Here is a 15680-nt window from a genome sequence, read left to right on the forward strand (position 1 = left end):
GAGCGCGACAATGGGTGAACGTCTCCCCCACCCGAGGACCCGCCCATGACCATTCTGCCCCCCGACCGCGACCCACCACCCCAACCCGACCCTTCCCGCCGGGAGTTCCTGCGCCGCGCCGCCCTGTTCACGGGCACGGCGGTCGCGCTGGGCGGTGGCCTGACCCTGCTCACCCGCCGACCCGGAGCGGTCGATGGGGCGACTGGCGAGGAGGTCATCTGGCGGCCCGGCGGTCCCCCCGGCCCCTACGACACGGCGGAGGCAGTCACGCCCTACCGGCAGGCGACGACCTACAACAACTTCTACGAGTTCGGGCTGGGGAAGGACGACCCGGCCCGGCTCGGCGGCAGCCTCCGGACGCGCCCGTGGACGGTACAGATCGACGGCGAGGTCCGCAGGCCGCAGACGGTGGACGTGGACACGCTCCAGTCGTGGTTCCCGCTGGAGGACCGCGTGTACCGGATGCGCTGCGTGGAGGGCTGGTCGATGGTGATGCCCTGGCTGGGCTTCCCGCTCGGGGCGCTGTTGCGGCGGATGGAACCGACCGGACAGGCCCGCTATGTCCAGTTCACCTCCCTCCACGACCCCGAGCAGTTCCCCGGCCAGCGGTCGGGCGTGCTGGCGTGGCCCTACGTGGAGGGGCTGCGGCTGGACGAGGCGCTCCATCCCCTCACCCTGATGGCGGTCGGATTACAAGGTCGGGTGCTCCTCCCCCAGAACGGTGCCCCATTGCGGCTCGTCGTGCCGTGGAAGTACGGCTTTAAGAGCATCAAGTCGGTCGTGCGAATCACCCTGACCCGCGAGCAACCGCGCACGACGTGGAGCGAGGCCGCTCCGAACGAGTACGGCTTCTTTGCCAACGTGAACCCCGCCGTGGACCACCCCCGCTGGAGTCAGGCCACCGAGCGCCGCATCGGGGAGGGGGGCCGCCGCCCGACCCTGCCCTTCAACGGGTACGCGGAGGAGGTCGCGCAGTTGTACGGCGGGATGGACCTGGGGAAGTTCTATTGAGCCGCCGATCAGGCCCGCCGCTCCCCTGGCTCGTCCCCGCCGTCACAGTGGGCGGCCTGCTTCCCGCCGCCGTGCTGCTGCTGGACGCCACGACGGGCACACTCGGCGCGAATCCGGTGCAACGTGCCCTGCACCAGACGGGTCTGCTCGCCTTGACGCTGCTCATCCTCTCGCTGACCTGCACACCGCTCCGGCTCCTGTTTCGCTGGACGTGGCCCGCCCGCATCCGCAAGGCGCTGGGTCTGCTCGCCTTCGGGTACGCGGCGCTGCACTTCCTGATCTACCTCTTCGACCACGCCTTTGCGCCCGGCGTTGTCCTCGCGGACGTGCTGGAGCGGCCCTTCATCACGGTCGGCCTCACAGCGCTCCTCCTTCTCGTGCCCCTGGCGTGGACGAGCGGGCGGGACGACGTGCGCCGCCTGGGCTTCGCGCGCTGGCAGAGGTTACACCGGCTGGTCTACGTCGCCGTCAGCCTCGCCGCCCTGCATTACTGGTGGGGCGTGAAGCAGGACCGCACGGCACCGCTGGTCGCCGCCCTCGTCGTCGCGGCGTTGTTCGCGGTGCGGCTGGTGTGGAGGAAGCGTTCAGCCGCTCGGCGTCGGGTGGGGTCGGCTTCCCGGTTGTCGGGGGATTGAAGGGGTATTGAGGGGTTGGCTTTTTGGGAGGCCAGGCCCGCTTCACCCCCTCCCGGCCTCCCCCCTCAATGGGGAGGAGAAAAAGAGCTGAAGCTTTCGCTATGTTGCTCCCTCTTCCCTTGAGACGCTTGATCTGCAATAGAAAGTGAGCGTCCCAGAAGTACTTTTTGCTCCCTCCCTCCTTGTGAGGGAGGGTTGGGGAGGGGGGTGGCGAGCACCGCTCGCCCTGCTGTCAGAAGACAACTGCGGGTCGCATTCCCTCAATGCCCCAGAATCTTCCCCAGGAACGCCTTCGCGCGGTCGTGCTGCGGATTGGTGTAGAAGGCTTCGGGCGTCGTGTCCTCCACGATCTGGCCCTGATCAAAGAAAAGGATGCGGTCGGCGACCTCGCGGGCAAAACCCATCTCGTGCGTGACGACGAGCATGGTCATGCCGGTGCGGGCGAGTTCTTTCATCACGTCCAGCACCTCCTTGATCATCTCGGGGTCGAGGGCGGAGGTCGGCTCGTCGAAGAGCATCACTTTGGGGTCCATCGCCAGGGCGCGGGCAATGGCGACGCGCTGCTGCTGGCCGCCGGAAAGCTGCGCCGGGTACTTGTGCGCCTGCTCCTCGATGCCGACGCGGCGAAGCAACTCCAGCCCGCGCTTCTCGGCCTCGGCCTTGCCCGTCTTGCGAACACGCATCGGGGCCAGGGTGATGTTCTCCAGCACGGTCAGATGCGGGAAGAGGTTGAAGCTCTGGAAGACCATCCCGACCTCGCGCCGGATCGCGTCGAGGTTGCGCGCCCCCTGAAGAGGAATACCGTCCACCGTGATGCTCCCGCCGTCGTGGGGGTCGAGCGCGTTGATGGTGCGGATGAAGGTGCTCTTGCCGCTGCCGCTCGGCCCGATGATGACGACGACCTCGCCGGGCCGCACGCTCATGCTCACCCCGCGCAGGGCATGGAAGGTTCCGAAGTGCTTCTGCACCTCCTGGGCGACGATGATGGGCTGCACCGCCGGGGCACTCGTGCTGCCGGGCTGGGCACCGGTGCTGGTCTGGGTCATGCCGGGAGTGTACAGGCTACCGGGGAATGGAAAATCGAGTGGCGGCGGTGCCCTCTCCCACTTTCCCTCACTCCTCTCCCGAACTGGCGTTCACGTGGTCACGGCAGGCCAGCCCAGGACACCACCCCACGGCGGGCACGGTCTCCGGCACCGCCTCCAGCAGCCGCGCCCACAGCCCGTCGGCGTCCTCGGAGGCGAGGCACGACAGGCCCTCCCCCGCCCGGTAGCTCCACAGGCCCACGCGGGCCGCGCCGCTGACCCACGCCGCGCGCAGGGCCGCCACCGCGAGGTCGGCCCGGCCCCGCTCCACCCGGAAGGCGCGGACCCACAGGTGGGCGGCGCATCCCGCCCCGTCCGCGTAGGCCCGGAGTGCGTGCGCGTGCCGGGTGACGTAGGCGGCCTGCTCGGCGGGCGTGGGCTGCCAGTCGTAGGGATCGGTGCCCACGCTGCCCACCCGCCCCGCGAGGACGGCGGGATCGGGCCAGCCGTACCCCGGCTCGAAGCAGACGTGGTTGGTCAGCCCCGCCAATTGACCCTCGCGCAGCCAGCCCACCAGGAGGTCCCCCATTGGCCCGCCCCCGAGTCGGTCGCGCGGCTCGTCCCAGAACAGGCCGTCCGGCGCGGCGGCGACGGCGCAGGCGAGCCAGCGGGCCACGGCGTCGGCCACGGCGGGCGAGCGGGCACCGTGATGTGCGACCGCCGACAGCCCCTCGCCTCCGAACACCCCACCGACGCCCCAGGGCGAGAGCCAGGCTTCCAGGCCCGCGTCCCGCGCCGCCGTCACGAGGTCCACGGCGAGTCCGGGCGCGAAGCACACGTCCTGCTCGGTCAGCGGGAAGTTGACCCAGGTGAAGCCCGACCGGGCCAGCTCGCGCAGGTCGGGAGCGAGGTGCCGGAGCACGCGGGCGGAAAAGTAGGCCGTGCCGAGGGCGGGCACGGGGCCACCCCCGGTCAGGAATGGGTTGGCGGGGGGCATCCCAGCGATCATGACCCGTCGGCGGCAAGCTCGACTGTGGGAATCTCACGGAGGAGCTTGGCGGTAGTTCGGACCCACCCATCCCCGTCCCCTGTGGAATCTCTTCCAATTCCCGCCCCATGCTAAACTCCGTCTCATCCGTCACGCGGGCAACGGCCCTTCCGTCGCCCACAAGGAGCCTCCTATGAAGAGAATCACGACCGTCCTCCTGCTCGGTGCCGCCGCCGTGGCGTTCGCGCAGGGCAGCACCTTCCTGACCATCGGCTCCGGCTCGACCACGGGCGTGTACTTCCCGGTGGCGACGGGCATGGCGAAGCTCATCAACGACGCGGGGGCCGGAGTGCGCGCCAACGCCCGCTCGACGGGCGGCAGCGTCTTCAACGTGAACGCCCTCGCCACGGGCGAACTCGACGCGGCCATCGCGCAAAACGACATCGTGTACTACGCCTACCGGGGCACGGGCATCCAGGCCTTCCAGGGCAAGGCGAACAACAAGATTCGCACGATGGCGGTCCTGTACCCGGAGGTGCTGCACGTCATCGCCCGCCGCGACTCGGGCATCAACTCCATCGCGGACCTGAAGGGCAAGCGCGTCGTGATCGGTGATCTCGGCTCGGGCACCGAGCAGACGGCCCGGCAGGTGCTGGAGGCATACAACCTCAGCTTCGACGACCTCGGGCAGGCGCTCCGCGTATCGCCCGCCCAGGGCATCTCTCTGATGCAGGACAAGCGTGCCGACGCCCTCTTCTACACGGTCGGCGTGGGGGCCAGCGCCATCTCGCAGATCGCGCAGACGGTGGACGTGAAGGTCGTGCCCGTGGGCGGCAACCAGGCGTCCTCGCTGATCAAGAAGTACCCCTTCTACGTGCGCTACAACATCCCCGCCCGGAGCTACAAGGGTGTGGGAGCCACGGTGCCCAGCGTGGCCGTGCAGGCGACCCTCGTCACGACCACGGGCGTGAGCGACGACGCCGTGTATCAGGCCCTCAAGGCGTCCCTCGGCAACGAGGCCGAGGTCAAGGCGCTGCATCCCAGCCTCGCCACCAACTTCTCGTACGAGAAGGCCGTGAAGGGCCTCCCCGCCCCCCTCCACCCCGGCGCGGTCAAGTTCTTCCGCGAGAAGGGCGTCACCGTCCGCTAAGCGCCCACCGGGCCGGGAATGGGCCAGCCGCGCAGAGTTGACGGCTGGCCCTCTCTCTTAGGGAAAGGATGAGCAAGGCATGAGCGACCCGACAAGACCAGTATCCAGCGACCCGAGCCTGGACCACGCGGGGATGACCGAGGGCGAGCGCCGCGCCTTGGAGATCGTGGAGGCCGCCGAGACGGGCGGGCGCAAGCTGTTCGGGTGGCAGGCGTGGCTGGTGACGGCCCTCGCCATCGTCTGGTGCCTCTTCCAGATGTACGCGGCGCAGGTGGGCACGCTCGACCCCATCATCCTGCGGGCGACGCATCTCGCGTTCGCGTTCGCGCTGGCGTATCTGGTCTTCCCCTTCCGCAAGACGTCGGGCAAACCGCAGACGCGCGTGCCGTGGCTGGACTGGATTCTGGGGGCGGTCGCCGTGGGCAGCGCCGTCTACCTGATCGTGCAGTACCCGGCCATCGCCAACGTGCAGGGCGGCGTCCTCACCTCCACCGACGTGTGGGTGGGCAGCGCGATGGTCATTCTGCTGCTGCTCGCCGCGTGGCGCACCATCGGCATCGCCATGCCCATCGTGGCGGGCGTGTTCATGCTGTATGCGCTGACGGGGCCGCGCGGCCTGATCCGGGGCGACCTGGGGCCGCAGCTTCAGCTTCACGCGGGGCAGACGTGGCCGCAGATCGTCGGGCAACTGTTCGCCAACACCGAGGGCATCTTCGGCACGGCCATCGGCGTCTCCGCGCAGATCGTCTTCCTGTTCGTGCTGTTCGGGGCGATCTTCGACAAGCTCGGCGCGGGCGAGTGGTTCATGAACGTGGCGCAGGGGCTGCTGGGCGGCTTTCGCGGCGGCCCGGCAAAGGCGAGCGTCGTCTCCAGCGCCCTGAACGGCATCATCAGCGGCTCGTCGGTGAGCAACGTCGTGACTGGCGGCAACATCACCATCGGCACGATGAAGCGGGTGGGCTACTCGGCGGAGAAGGCGGGGGCCATTGAGGTCGCCAGCTCCAGCAACGGCCAGCTCATGCCCCCGGTGATGGGCGCGGCGGCCTTCATTATGGCGCAGAACCTCAACATCGAATACCGCAGCCTGATCCTCGCGGCGGCCATCCCCGCCTTCCTGTGCTACGGCGCTCTCCTCGTCGTCACGCACATCGAGGCGCTCAAACTCGGCCTACGCGGTCTCCCCCGCTCCGAACTCCCGCCCGTGCGGCGGACGCTGCTCTCGGGCTGGTACTACATCCTTCCCCTCGGCTACCTGATCGGCACGCTGACGATCAACCCGGAGGCCACCCCTGAGCGCGTGGCGCTGAACACCATCTTCCTGATGATCGGCATGATGTTCGTGCAGGAGGCATGGCGGGCGACGCGGGACGGGCGCGGCGTGGGGCGCGGCCTCGCGGACGGCGGGCGGATGCTGCTGCAAGCCTTCGAGGGCGGCGCTAGAAGCATGATCGGCATCGCCATCGCCACCGCCGCCGCCGGAATCATCGTCGGCATCGTGACGATCACGGGCCTGGGCTTCGGCCTCGCGGACATCGTGCAGAGCGTGAGCGAGGCGTTCCGGGGCCTCTTCGCGGGCCTCGCGGGACTCATCCCCGGTGTGGACGCCACGGCGGTCGCCGCCTTCGGCGCGATGCTGGTCGTGCTGTTCATGGCGCAGATCATCGCCCTGATCCTGGGGATGGGCCTGCCGACGACCGCCAACTACATCCTCATGAGTGCCCTGATCGTGCCCATCATCGCCCGGATCGCGGGGCTGGACACGAGCAACCCGGCGCAGATGCTCCCGGTCCACATGTTCGTCTTCTACTTCGGCATCATGGCCGACTCCACGCCGCCCGTCGCGCTGGCCGCCTTCGCCGCCGCCGCCATCTCGGGCGGAAATCCGGTGCAGACGGGCGTGCAGGCGTTCCAGTACGAACTGCGGACGGCCCTGCTCGCCTACATGATGTTCTTCAACCCGTCGTTGCTGCTCATCGCCAACAACAGGCTCGGCGGCCTGCCGTGGAGCGAGGCCGTGCCGATGATCCTCTTCGCCTTCATCGGCCTCGTCGCCTTCAGCGCGGCCACCCTGCGGTATCTGCACCGCCGCACGAACCTCCTCCAGACGCTCCTCCTGCTCGTGGCGTCCATCATCCTGATCATCCCCACGGGCCTGATCTGGAACGTGGCTGCCCTCGCCCTGATCGCCGTCGTGTACTTCTGGCAGAAGGCGGGGAGCCGGAACGAGCCGCCGGGGGTGGTGGCGACGGCGTAGGAGTCGCCAGTCGCCAGCTTCCAGTCGCCAGAGAAAAGCCCCCAGCGCATCAGGCCGGGGGCTTTTGCTGATCCTACATTTGCATCCGCTGGCGACTGGCGACTGGCCGCTGGCGACTTCCCTACCGTGTAGCGATCTTCACCCGCTTCTCCAACTGGTCCGTGAACAGCGTCATCACTGTCGTCAGCGCGAGGTAGACGGCGGCCACGGTCGTCAGGGTAGGGATGGGTTGGAAAGTCTCGCTGGAAACGCGCGACCCGGCGAGGGTGAGTTCGAGCAGCGCGATGGTCGAGGCGAGCGAGGAATCCTTGAGGAGCGCCACGAGGTTGTTCACGAGGGGCGGCACCACGATTCTCAACGCCTGCGGCAGCACGACCGTATTCATGGTCTGCCCGCCGCTGAGGCCCAGGCTGCGAGCCGCCTCGCTCTGACCGCGTGGGATGGCGAGGATGCCCGCGCGCACGACCTCGGCGTTGTACGCGCCCACGTTGAAGGCGAGGGCGATCACCGCTGACCAGAACTCGTTGAGCTGGACATTCAGCCCGACCGCTTGCAGGATAGGCGGCAGCGCGTTGTACACGAACAGAATCTGCACGAGCAGCGGCGTTCCCCGGACCAGCCACACGAAGAATCCGGCGGGGGCACGCACCAGCCACGCCCCACTCGTCCGCGCGATGCCAACCAAGACGCCGATGAGCAGGCCAATGACCCCGCTCACCACCGTCAGTTGGAGGGTCATCCGTGCCCCCTCCACGAACAGGTCGGCGCGGGGACCGATGGGGTCAGGCATCTGGCGGAGGATCAGCGTGATAGCGAAGAACAGCAGCAGGAACGCGGCGACGGCCCCCATCAGCCACAGCAGCAGGTTCGCGCCGCCGGGCGGTGGCCGGGTCGGGATCTTCGGGGCCGTCATCCGTCACCCTGAACAGTCGGGATGAATCGTAATGTCGGATGGGTTTTCATTGGGCCGATCATTCCATAAACAGGAGCTTGACGGGAAATGCCATTCCAGACAGACAAAGCCAGACAGACAAACAAAGGAGGAGGGGGCGGCGAACCAGATCGGCCCACCGCCCCCTCCCATGTCATCTGCTCAGCGGCAGCGGATGTCCTGGCTGAAGTACTTGCCGCTCACCTTGACGTAGGTGCCGCTGCTGAGTGCCTGATCGAGCGCGGCGTTGAGTTCCTTGAGCAGCGAGGTGTTGCCCTTCTTCACGGCCATCGCGATGCGCTCGTTGAACAACAGCTCGCCCTGCACGAGCTTGCCTTTTTGCGCCTTCACGAGGTCGAGGCCCGTGAACTTGTCGCCCACCCAGGCATCGGTGCGGCCCGCCAGCAACGCGGCCTGCGCGTCGGTGTCCTTCGGGAAGGTCTTCACGTCGCCCACGCCGGACACCTTGCGGACGTTCTCCAGGTACGTGGTGCCCACCTGCACGGCGACTGTCTTGCCCGCCAGGTCGGCGGCGGTCTTCGGGCCGCCCGGCTTGGAGACGATGGCACCGCCCGTGCAGTAGTGCGGCTTGGAGAAGCTGACCGCCTTTGCCCGCTCCGGCGTGATGCCGTGGCTGGCGATCACGAAGTCGTAGCGATCCTGATTCAGCCCGATCAGGAGGTTGTCGAAGGGCTGTGTCACCCACTGCACCTTGACGCCCATCTGCTTTGCCAGCTCGTTGGCGAGGTCCACCTCGAAGCCGGTCAGTTCCTTGCCCTTGAGGATGTTGAAGGGCGGGAAGGCCCCCTCGGTGGCGATTCGGATGGTACCGCTGCGCCTGATTTCCTCCCAGGTGCGCGCCTCGGCGGCACCCGCGAGCAGGGAGAGGGCAGTGAGGGCCAGCAGGGCGTTCTTGATCATCGGTTCTTCCTCCGAATGGAAATGACGGCTCCCCAAAGCGGTATCAGGCGGTCCGTCGGCGTGGGCGATGGCCGCACTCTAGCGTCTGGATGAAGGTCAGCGAAAGGGCGTATAGAAATACACAGCATCCCCTTTGTCCGGCTCAGGCCTTGTGTTGCCCCTCCCCCCTGAACGCCTGATGTGCAGGAGAAAGCGGGCGTGTCAGCCGTGCTCTTTTCTCCCTCCCTCCTTGTGGGGGAGGGTTGGGGAGGGGGGTGACTAGCAACGCTCGTCCTGCTGCCAGACGGCAAAAACTCCCTAACTCTCCTCTGCCTCCCTCCACAGCGAGCAAGCAGCGCCGCCCCCACTCGGAAGGCGGCGCTGCTTGCTCGCTGTGGATCAGTCGTCGGCGGAGACGCTGCCCAGGTTGACGGTGCGGCGGGACGAGTCGTTGTCGTACTCGTAGCCCAGGCCCAGGGTGTCGGCCTGACCGCGCGTGCCCGTCGGGGTGCCCCGGTCAATCGCCATCTCGGAGGCCACGTCGAAGGCGTGCAGGCGGGTCTGATCGACGAGGAGCTGGATATCGTCGCCGGGTTGCAGCAGGGTCTGGCCCTCGAGCTTGGAGGTCAGGGTCTGCCCCGCCACGTCGATCAACAGGTCGGTCTGCGCGCCCAGCGGCTCCACGACGACGACCTTGCCGTGCAGCACGTTGTTGCCCTGCGGAATGTCCGTCTGGCCGTGGCCGATCACGCCGATATGCTCGGGGCGGATGCCCATGAACACTTCCTTGCCCTCGTAGACCTTGAGGCTCTGCGACAGGCGTCCCATCGGGGCCACGCGGCTGCCGCCGAGCACGAATTCCCCGTTCTGCACCTTCGCCGTCAGGAAGTTCATCGAGGGGCTGCCGATAAAGCCCGCCACGAACTTGTTCTGCGGGAAGTCGTAGAGGTTCATGGGCGTGTCCACCTGCATGATCAACCCGTCACGCATCACCACGATGCGGTTGCCGAGCGTCATCGCCTCGACCTGATCGTGGGTCACGTAGATGATCGTGGCCCCGAGGCGACGGTGAAGCTGGGAAATCTGCGCCCGCATCTCCACGCGCAGCTTGGCGTCGAGGTTGGACAGCGGCTCGTCCATCAGGAAGACCTTCGGCTCGCGCACGATGGCGCGGCCCATCGCCACGCGCTGGCGCTGACCGCCCGACAGCTCCTTGGGCTTGCGGCCCAGCAGGTGCTCGATCTGGAGAATCTTCGCGGCGTCGCGCACCCGCTTGTCGATCTCCTCTTTGGGCGTCTTGCGGAGCTTCAGGCCGAAGGCCATGTTCTCGTAGACGTTCATGTGCGGGTAGAGCGCGTAGTTCTGGAAGACCATGGCGATGTCGCGGTCCTTGGGCGGCACGTCGTTGACCACGCGGTCGCCGATCCGCAACACGCCGTCGCTGATGTCCTCCAACCCCGCCACCATCCGCAGCGTGGTGCTCTTGCCGCAGCCCGACGGCCCGACGAACACCATGAACTCGCGGTCCTGGATGTGGAGGTTGAAGTCCTTCACCGCGTGATGCTTGGTGCCGTACCGCTTGTTGATGTGCTCCAGAATGACTTCCGCCATGAGTGGCCTACCTTTCGCCCCTGCTCTTGCCCGTGAGTGATTTCCCGTAAAGGGAAGGGTCGGGCAACCGGGGTACGTGACGAGAAACCCGGGGTGTACGCTGACGCTTGGCTGACGTGCGAAGTTTACCACGCTTTGGAAGAACGTCCGATGAGAACGGGCCGGGGTGATGGGCGGGGCGGGGTCAGCTCAGGAGGGGGAACGTTCCACCGAGCGCGGGAGGAACGGCTTGCGGGGGATGCCAAGCGCCGCTCGTCCTCTTACCCAGGCTGTCCCTCACATCCGGCATTTTGTAGGAAGGACAAGCCCCAAAACAGGACCGCCCAACGCCCCTACCTCACACCGGGTCCGCCTCCTCCACCGACACCGCCTCCAGCGCGGCGAGGTCCAGCAGCGTGACGCCCTGCGGGGTGACGCGGACGAGGCCCCGCTCCTCCAAACGCCGGACGACGCGGGCGACGGTCTCGCGGCTGGCGCTCAGGCGACCCATCAGGTCGGCTGTGGTGAGCGGCAGCTCGGCGGGACCCGGCACGCCCGCCCGGAGGCGCTGGCGGTAGAGGTGCGCGAGGATATGCGCGAGGGCGGCCTCCGTGTTCTGGCCGAAGGCGATCAACTCGTCGTTGAGGGCGGTCACACGCTCGGCGAGCAGCGCGGCGAGGTTCCACAGCACGCCCGGATGACGGCGCAAGATCACCTCGAAATGCTCGCGGTGGAGCATCAGGGTCCGCACCTCCGTGACGGCGCGGACGGTGGCGCTGCGCTCCTGCCGCGACAGGACGGCAGTCTCGCCCACCACGGCGGGGGCGTACAGGTCGCCCAGCACGCGCTCGCGGGTGCCGAGGCTCACCCGGCTGACCCGAACGACCCCCTGCGTGATGAGGTGCAGCGCCTCACCGGCGGCGTCCTGCTCGATGAGGGCCTGGCCGGGGGGAAAGGTCCGCTCGGTCACGGCGCGGGCCGCCTCGCGCACAGCGTCCTCGGGAACGTTCATGAAGAGTGGGGAGGAGAGGAGATCGTCCAGCCGCGCCATCGCCTCCCATGCTAGAGCATCGGCCCGCCCGCACCGTGATCCTCTCCCACCCAGAGCTGGGCCTGCCGGGGGATGAGCGGGTATGAGGTTCTTCACGTTGCTTCATGTAAGAAAACCTTCAAACGCACTCGGCCAGCATGTCGGCGAAGAGGGACAGTCTGCCGGCCACGTCCACCGACGCCGTTCGCGGGGTGGAAGGCGGCCTCGCCCACTTCCAGAAAGGAGCAACATGAAGGTACGTCACCTACTCAACCCCGCCCTCGCCCTGTGCACGGCGGCGCTGATCGTGGGCTGCAACCAGGCCTCCACCACCCCGACGGCCCAGGCGGAGGCCGCCCGCCCCACCCACATCATGAGCGTGCCCGTTCTCGCGGGCGACACGCGGGAGACGCTGGAGGCGCGTTACGGCGGCACCGTCACTCACCTGGACACGGAGTTCGCCCTCGTGGGCCTGGACGGCGGGAAGGTGCAGGCCCAGAACCTGCAAGCTCTGGCCGCGCGGGGCATCGTCGTCGAGCCGAACCGCGACACGTTCAAGGCGGGTGCCCTCGCCCGAATGGGCGGTGCACGCAGCATGTGGGCCGGGGGGGCGCGCAGCATGTGGGCGGGCGGTGCCCGGAGCATGTGGGCCGGGGGGGCACGCAGCATGTGGGCGGGCGGGACCTACTCCCTCGTCCCGGAGAACACCACCGCGTTCAAGCAGATCAGGCTGGAGGCCGCCCACCTTCTCGCGCCCAAGCTGGGCACGGGCGTGAAGGTCGCCGTCATCGACACCGGCATCGAGCTGAACCACCCCGCCTTCATCGGCAGCCTGGCACCCGCCAGCGAGTGGAAGGATTACGTGGGCAACGACGCGGTGCCGGAGGAGGTCGGCACGCTCGGCGTCGGCGGGTACGGCCACGGCACGGCGGTCGCCGGGATCGTCCTGCAGGTCGCGCCCCTGGCGACCATCCTGCCCATCCGCGTGCTGGATTCGGACGGCGCGGGCGACACGGACCATGTGGCGAGCGCGATCAGCCACGCCGTCGCCAAGGGTGCCCAGGTCATCAACCTGAGCCTGGGCAGCACCACCCCGTCCACGGCCATCCAGACGGCGATCAAGGCGGCCACCGGCAAGGGCATCCTCGTCGTGGCCTCGGCGGGCAACGACAACGCGAGGACGATCACCTACCCTGCCGCCCAGGCGGACGAGGGCTCGTCGGGGGACTACAGCCTGGGCGTGACCAGCGTCAACAGCTCCCACATCAAGTCCACCTTCGCCAACTACGCCTCCGACGTGGAACTCAGCGCCCCCGGCGAGAACATCTACACGGCGGGTCCCGGCGGCCTTCTGGTGGCCTGGAGCGGCACCTCGATGGCGGCCCCCATCGTCGCGGGCGGTCTGGCGCTCGCCCGTGGTCAGACGCTGGCCGTGCCCATCCACGACGTCACCAAGAAGATGGCCGAGAACGGCACCGACCCCTACAACAACGGGATGAACCAGGCCTACAAGGACAAGCTCGGCAAGCGCAGCCTGGACCTCGAACAGGCCCTGAAGAACATCGTCAAGTCCTAACGCGTCGATCAACGTGAGGACGGGGAGAGCTTCTTGCCCCGTCTTCTTCCATTGGGCATTGGGCGGCCCTCCCCCCTCCCCGCCGAGGATGAACGCCCGGACCTCCGGCCTGTAAGACCCCCGAAAGGTCGTGAGGACGAACATGGACCCGTGATGAATTCCTCTGGAGGTCTGGAAAACGCGGGTGGTGCCGACCTCCAGGCGCGGGAGGTGGCCCTGAGCGAGGCCAACACCTCGTCCCCGGCGTCCCCGAACACCGACCAGGAGTTGACCGCGATATTGACGAAGACCGCCCGCGCCGCCCACCTCCAGGGTCTGGCCCACGCCGAGCGCCAGGACGGCGAGCGGGCGCTGGCCTGCTTTCAGGAGGCGCTGGGGCACTTCGGGCGGCTGGGCGACCACGCCGGGCAGCGGGAGACGCTGGAGGCGCTGGGCCGACTCTTCTTGCAGCTCGGCGAGATTCCCAGCGCGGAACACCATCTGGAAACCGCCCTCACCCTCACCCGGCAGGACCACGACGACGCCTCGGAGGCCCGTATTCTCAACCTGCTGGCCGGGGTCTCCCACCGCAACGGGGCCTACACCCGGTCCCTGGATTGTTTGAAGGAGGCGCTGGAGATTCACAGCCGACTGAACAACCGGGCGGAGGAGGCCAACCTGCTGTGTAACATCGGCGTCCTCCAGATCAGCCTGGGGGCCTATCCCGACGCCCTGACCAACCTCACGCGGTCCTACCATCTGCTCAAGAGCGCGGTGCAAAACGAGAAGACGAAGGGCATCGTCCTCATCAACCTCGGGCTGCTGTATCTGGAGATCGGGGAACCGCCGGTCTCTCTGACCTACTTTCAGGAGGCCCTGCGGACGGCGCGTGAGCGGGAGGACCGGTTGCTGGAGGCGAACGCCACCCTGAATATCGGGATGGTGCAGGAGGAGACCGGCGACCACGAGGAGGCCGAACTCTCCTTCCGCGAGGCCCTGCACCTCTCCCGGACCCTCCAGTACCGGCCCGGCGAACTCTCGGCCCTCGACGGGCTGGGGAGCCTCCTCGCCGGGCGCGGGCAACTGGGGGAGGCCGCCGCCGCCCACGCGGAGGCCGTGACCATCGCCCAGGAAATCGAGGACCTGGAGGGCGAACTCGACGCCCTCAACCACCTCGGGCAGGTGCAGGCGCGGCTCGGCGACCTGCCCGCCGCCCTCGACTCGCTGGGACGCGCCCTGACGCTCGCGCAGGAGGCCGACCACAAGAAGCACGTCTTCGAGGTCCACCGCGCCCTGTCGGGGGTCCACAAGCGGGCGGGCGACTTCGAGCGGGCGCTCCATCACCACGAGCGGTATCACGAGGCCGAGCGCGCCCTGTTCAACGAGGAGAGCGACAGGAAGACGAGCGAGCTGAGCGCCCAGTTCGACGTGGAGCGTGCCCGCCACGAGACCGAGGTCCAGCGCATAGAGCGCGAGGTCGCCGAGACGGCGCGCGAGCAGGCCGAGGCCCTGGTGCGCGAGCGCACGCACGAGCTGGAGCAGGCGCAGGTGGAGATCGTGACCCGCCTCGCCGTGGCCGCCGAGTACCGCGACGACCTGACGGGCGAGCACACCTGGCGGGTGGGGCACGTCTCGGCCCTCATCGCGCAGGAGCTGGGGCTGCCGCCGGGGGACGTGGCCCTGCTCCGCATCGCCGCCCGGCTGCACGACGTGGGCAAGATCGGTATTCCCGACGCCATCCTCCTCAAGCCGGGCAAGTTCACCCCGGAGGAGTTCGAGCGCATGAAGGCCCACACCCTGATCGGGGGGCGCATCCTCTCGGGCGGGCACTCGCGCCTGCTCAGGATGGCCGAGGAAATCGCCGAGTCGCACCACGAATGCTGGGACGGCGGGGGCTATCCGCACGGCAGGGCCGGGCACAGCATCCCGGTCACGGGCCGCATCGTCTCGGTCGCCGACGTGTTCGACGCCCTGACGAGCGAGCGGCCCTACAAGAAGGCGTGGACCCCCCAGGAGGCCCTAACCGAGTTGCGGCGGCACGCGGGCACCCAGTTCGACCCCGAGGTGGTGGAGGCGGGCATGCGCGTCTTCACCCGCCCGGATTTCGCCCGCCTCATTCGGAGCGAGGCGGACGCTGCCCCACGGGCGAAGGCGGTCGAGGTAGCCCTTGCAGAGGTGGTCGTGCGGTGAGGTTCCCTGTGGATGACCACGGGAACTGATGATCCTTTTCACCGGCAACGCCCCGCCCGCTCACCCCCTCTGCTGCGGAGCTGTGCCAGTCCCAACCCCTCCCCAGGGGACGCCTGATGTGAGTTACCGATTAGGCAAAAGAAGCGTTCTTGCCGTCTGGCAACAGGACGAGCATTGCTCGTCACCCCTCTCCCCAGCCCTCTCCCGCAGGGGGAGAGGGAGCAAAAAGCACATTCGGCACGCTTAGTTCCTCATTCACATCAAGCGTTCAAGGGGGAGGGGCAAAAGAAATAGCTCCACGTCCCCTGTGGTCGTCCACTCCGTGAACCGGCACGGTCGTGAGGGGCGGCGGGTGAGGTGGGGCAGCAGACTTCCTGCGAACGTTGTGGAGAGCAGAAGGCCGATACCGCGTGCCCCCGCC

At 68.1% G+C, this 15680-nt stretch carries 12 protein-coding genes; 6 read left to right on the plus strand and 6 right to left on the minus strand.

Going from position 1 to position 15680, the window contains the following annotated elements:
- Positions 1–45 precede the first annotated feature (45 nt).
- Positions 46–1011 (plus strand): protein-methionine-sulfoxide reductase catalytic subunit MsrP, encoded by a 966-nt coding sequence (gene msrP, locus V3W47_RS05260; protein WP_331824131.1) that lies wholly within the window; start codon positions 46–48, stop codon positions 1009–1011.
- Positions 1008–1646: a protein-methionine-sulfoxide reductase heme-binding subunit MsrQ gene (msrQ, locus tag V3W47_RS05265; RefSeq protein ID WP_331824132.1), complete on the plus strand. Its 639-nt coding sequence runs from the start codon at positions 1008–1010 to the stop codon at positions 1644–1646. Before msrP ends, msrQ begins: the two co-directional genes overlap by 4 nt.
- A gap of 260 nt (positions 1647–1906) precedes the next feature.
- Here the strand turns inward: msrQ and V3W47_RS05270 are convergent, their stop codons facing one another.
- Together V3W47_RS05270 and V3W47_RS05275 are read right to left on the minus strand one after the other, a co-directional pair.
- Positions 1907–2692, minus strand: coding sequence for an amino acid ABC transporter ATP-binding protein (locus tag V3W47_RS05270; protein WP_331824133.1), 786 nt, complete (start codon positions 2690–2692; stop codon positions 1907–1909).
- A gap of 67 nt (positions 2693–2759) precedes the next feature.
- On the minus strand, positions 2760–3668 hold the full coding sequence (locus V3W47_RS05275; RefSeq protein WP_331824134.1) for a hypothetical protein: 909 nt from the start codon (positions 3666–3668) through the stop codon (positions 2760–2762).
- Between the two features lie 184 nt (positions 3669–3852).
- Between V3W47_RS05275 and V3W47_RS05280 the strand changes: the two genes are divergently transcribed.
- Together V3W47_RS05280 and V3W47_RS05285 are read left to right on the plus strand one after the other, a co-directional pair.
- Positions 3853–4809 (plus strand): TAXI family TRAP transporter solute-binding subunit, encoded by a 957-nt coding sequence (locus V3W47_RS05280; RefSeq protein ID WP_331824135.1) that lies wholly within the window; start codon positions 3853–3855, stop codon positions 4807–4809.
- A gap of 79 nt (positions 4810–4888) precedes the next feature.
- Positions 4889–7063, plus strand: coding sequence for a TRAP transporter permease (locus V3W47_RS05285; protein WP_331824136.1), 2175 nt, complete (start codon positions 4889–4891; stop codon positions 7061–7063).
- A 121-nt stretch (positions 7064–7184) separates the two neighbouring features.
- On the opposite strand, the gene V3W47_RS05290 is transcribed toward V3W47_RS05285, so the two are convergent.
- The 4 genes from V3W47_RS05290 to V3W47_RS05305 all read right to left on the minus strand — a co-directional run bounded on the left by V3W47_RS05290 (position 7185) and on the right by V3W47_RS05305 (position 11535).
- A complete protein-coding gene (locus tag V3W47_RS05290; protein ID WP_331824137.1) occupies positions 7185–7976 on the minus strand; it encodes an amino acid ABC transporter permease in 792 nt (263 codons plus the stop codon).
- A 180-nt stretch (positions 7977–8156) separates the two neighbouring features.
- On the minus strand, positions 8157–8915 hold the full coding sequence (locus tag V3W47_RS05295; RefSeq protein ID WP_331824138.1) for an ABC transporter substrate-binding protein: 759 nt from the start codon (positions 8913–8915) through the stop codon (positions 8157–8159).
- Positions 8916–9293: 378 nt separating this feature from the next.
- Positions 9294–10505, minus strand: a complete 1212-nt coding sequence (locus V3W47_RS05300) for an ABC transporter ATP-binding protein (protein ID WP_331824139.1) — start codon at positions 10503–10505, stop codon at positions 9294–9296.
- Positions 10506–10842: 337 nt separating this feature from the next.
- Entirely contained in the window at positions 10843–11535 is a 693-nt protein-coding gene (locus tag V3W47_RS05305) for a Crp/Fnr family transcriptional regulator (protein ID WP_331824140.1), read from the minus strand.
- A gap of 229 nt (positions 11536–11764) precedes the next feature.
- Here V3W47_RS05305 and V3W47_RS05310 point away from each other — a divergent pair, with 229 nt between their 5' ends.
- Entirely contained in the window at positions 11765–13090 is a 1326-nt protein-coding gene (locus V3W47_RS05310) for a S8 family serine peptidase (RefSeq protein WP_331824141.1), read from the plus strand.
- A gap of 153 nt (positions 13091–13243) precedes the next feature.
- Positions 13244–15259, plus strand: a complete 2016-nt coding sequence (locus tag V3W47_RS05315) for a tetratricopeptide repeat protein (RefSeq protein WP_331824142.1) — start codon at positions 13244–13246, stop codon at positions 15257–15259.
- Positions 15260–15680: the final 421 nt, after the last annotated feature.

The organism is Deinococcus sp. YIM 134068, from assembly GCF_036543075.1.
In the GTDB taxonomy this organism is placed as follows: domain Bacteria; phylum Deinococcota; class Deinococci; order Deinococcales; family Deinococcaceae; genus Deinococcus; species Deinococcus lichenicola.

What these genes read in the sequence shown, in the direction of transcription:
- V3W47_RS05295 (WP_331824138.1), bottom strand. Translation starts at nt 8,915, where the DNA reads ATGATCAAGAACGCCCTGCTGGCCCTCACTGCCCTCTCCCTGCTCGCG.
- V3W47_RS05305 (WP_331824140.1), bottom strand. Translation starts at nt 11,535, where the DNA reads ATGGCGCGGCTGGACGATCTCCTCTCCTCCCCACTCTTCATGAACGTT.
- V3W47_RS05290 (WP_331824137.1), bottom strand. Translation starts at nt 7,976, where the DNA reads ATGACGGCCCCGAAGATCCCGACCCGGCCACCGCCCGGCGGCGCGAAC.
- msrP (WP_331824131.1), top strand. Translation starts at nt 46, where the DNA reads ATGACCATTCTGCCCCCCGACCGCGACCCACCACCCCAACCCGACCCT.
- V3W47_RS05270 (WP_331824133.1), bottom strand. Translation starts at nt 2,692, where the DNA reads ATGACCCAGACCAGCACCGGTGCCCAGCCCGGCAGCACGAGTGCCCCG.
- V3W47_RS05280 (WP_331824135.1), top strand. Translation starts at nt 3,853, where the DNA reads ATGAAGAGAATCACGACCGTCCTCCTGCTCGGTGCCGCCGCCGTGGCG.
- V3W47_RS05310 (WP_331824141.1), top strand. Translation starts at nt 11,765, where the DNA reads ATGAAGGTACGTCACCTACTCAACCCCGCCCTCGCCCTGTGCACGGCG.
- V3W47_RS05275 (WP_331824134.1), bottom strand. Translation starts at nt 3,668, where the DNA reads ATGCCCCCCGCCAACCCATTCCTGACCGGGGGTGGCCCCGTGCCCGCC.
- V3W47_RS05315 (WP_331824142.1), top strand. Translation starts at nt 13,244, where the DNA reads ATGAATTCCTCTGGAGGTCTGGAAAACGCGGGTGGTGCCGACCTCCAG.
- V3W47_RS05300 (WP_331824139.1), bottom strand. Translation starts at nt 10,505, where the DNA reads ATGGCGGAAGTCATTCTGGAGCACATCAACAAGCGGTACGGCACCAAG.
- V3W47_RS05285 (WP_331824136.1), top strand. Translation starts at nt 4,889, where the DNA reads ATGAGCGACCCGACAAGACCAGTATCCAGCGACCCGAGCCTGGACCAC.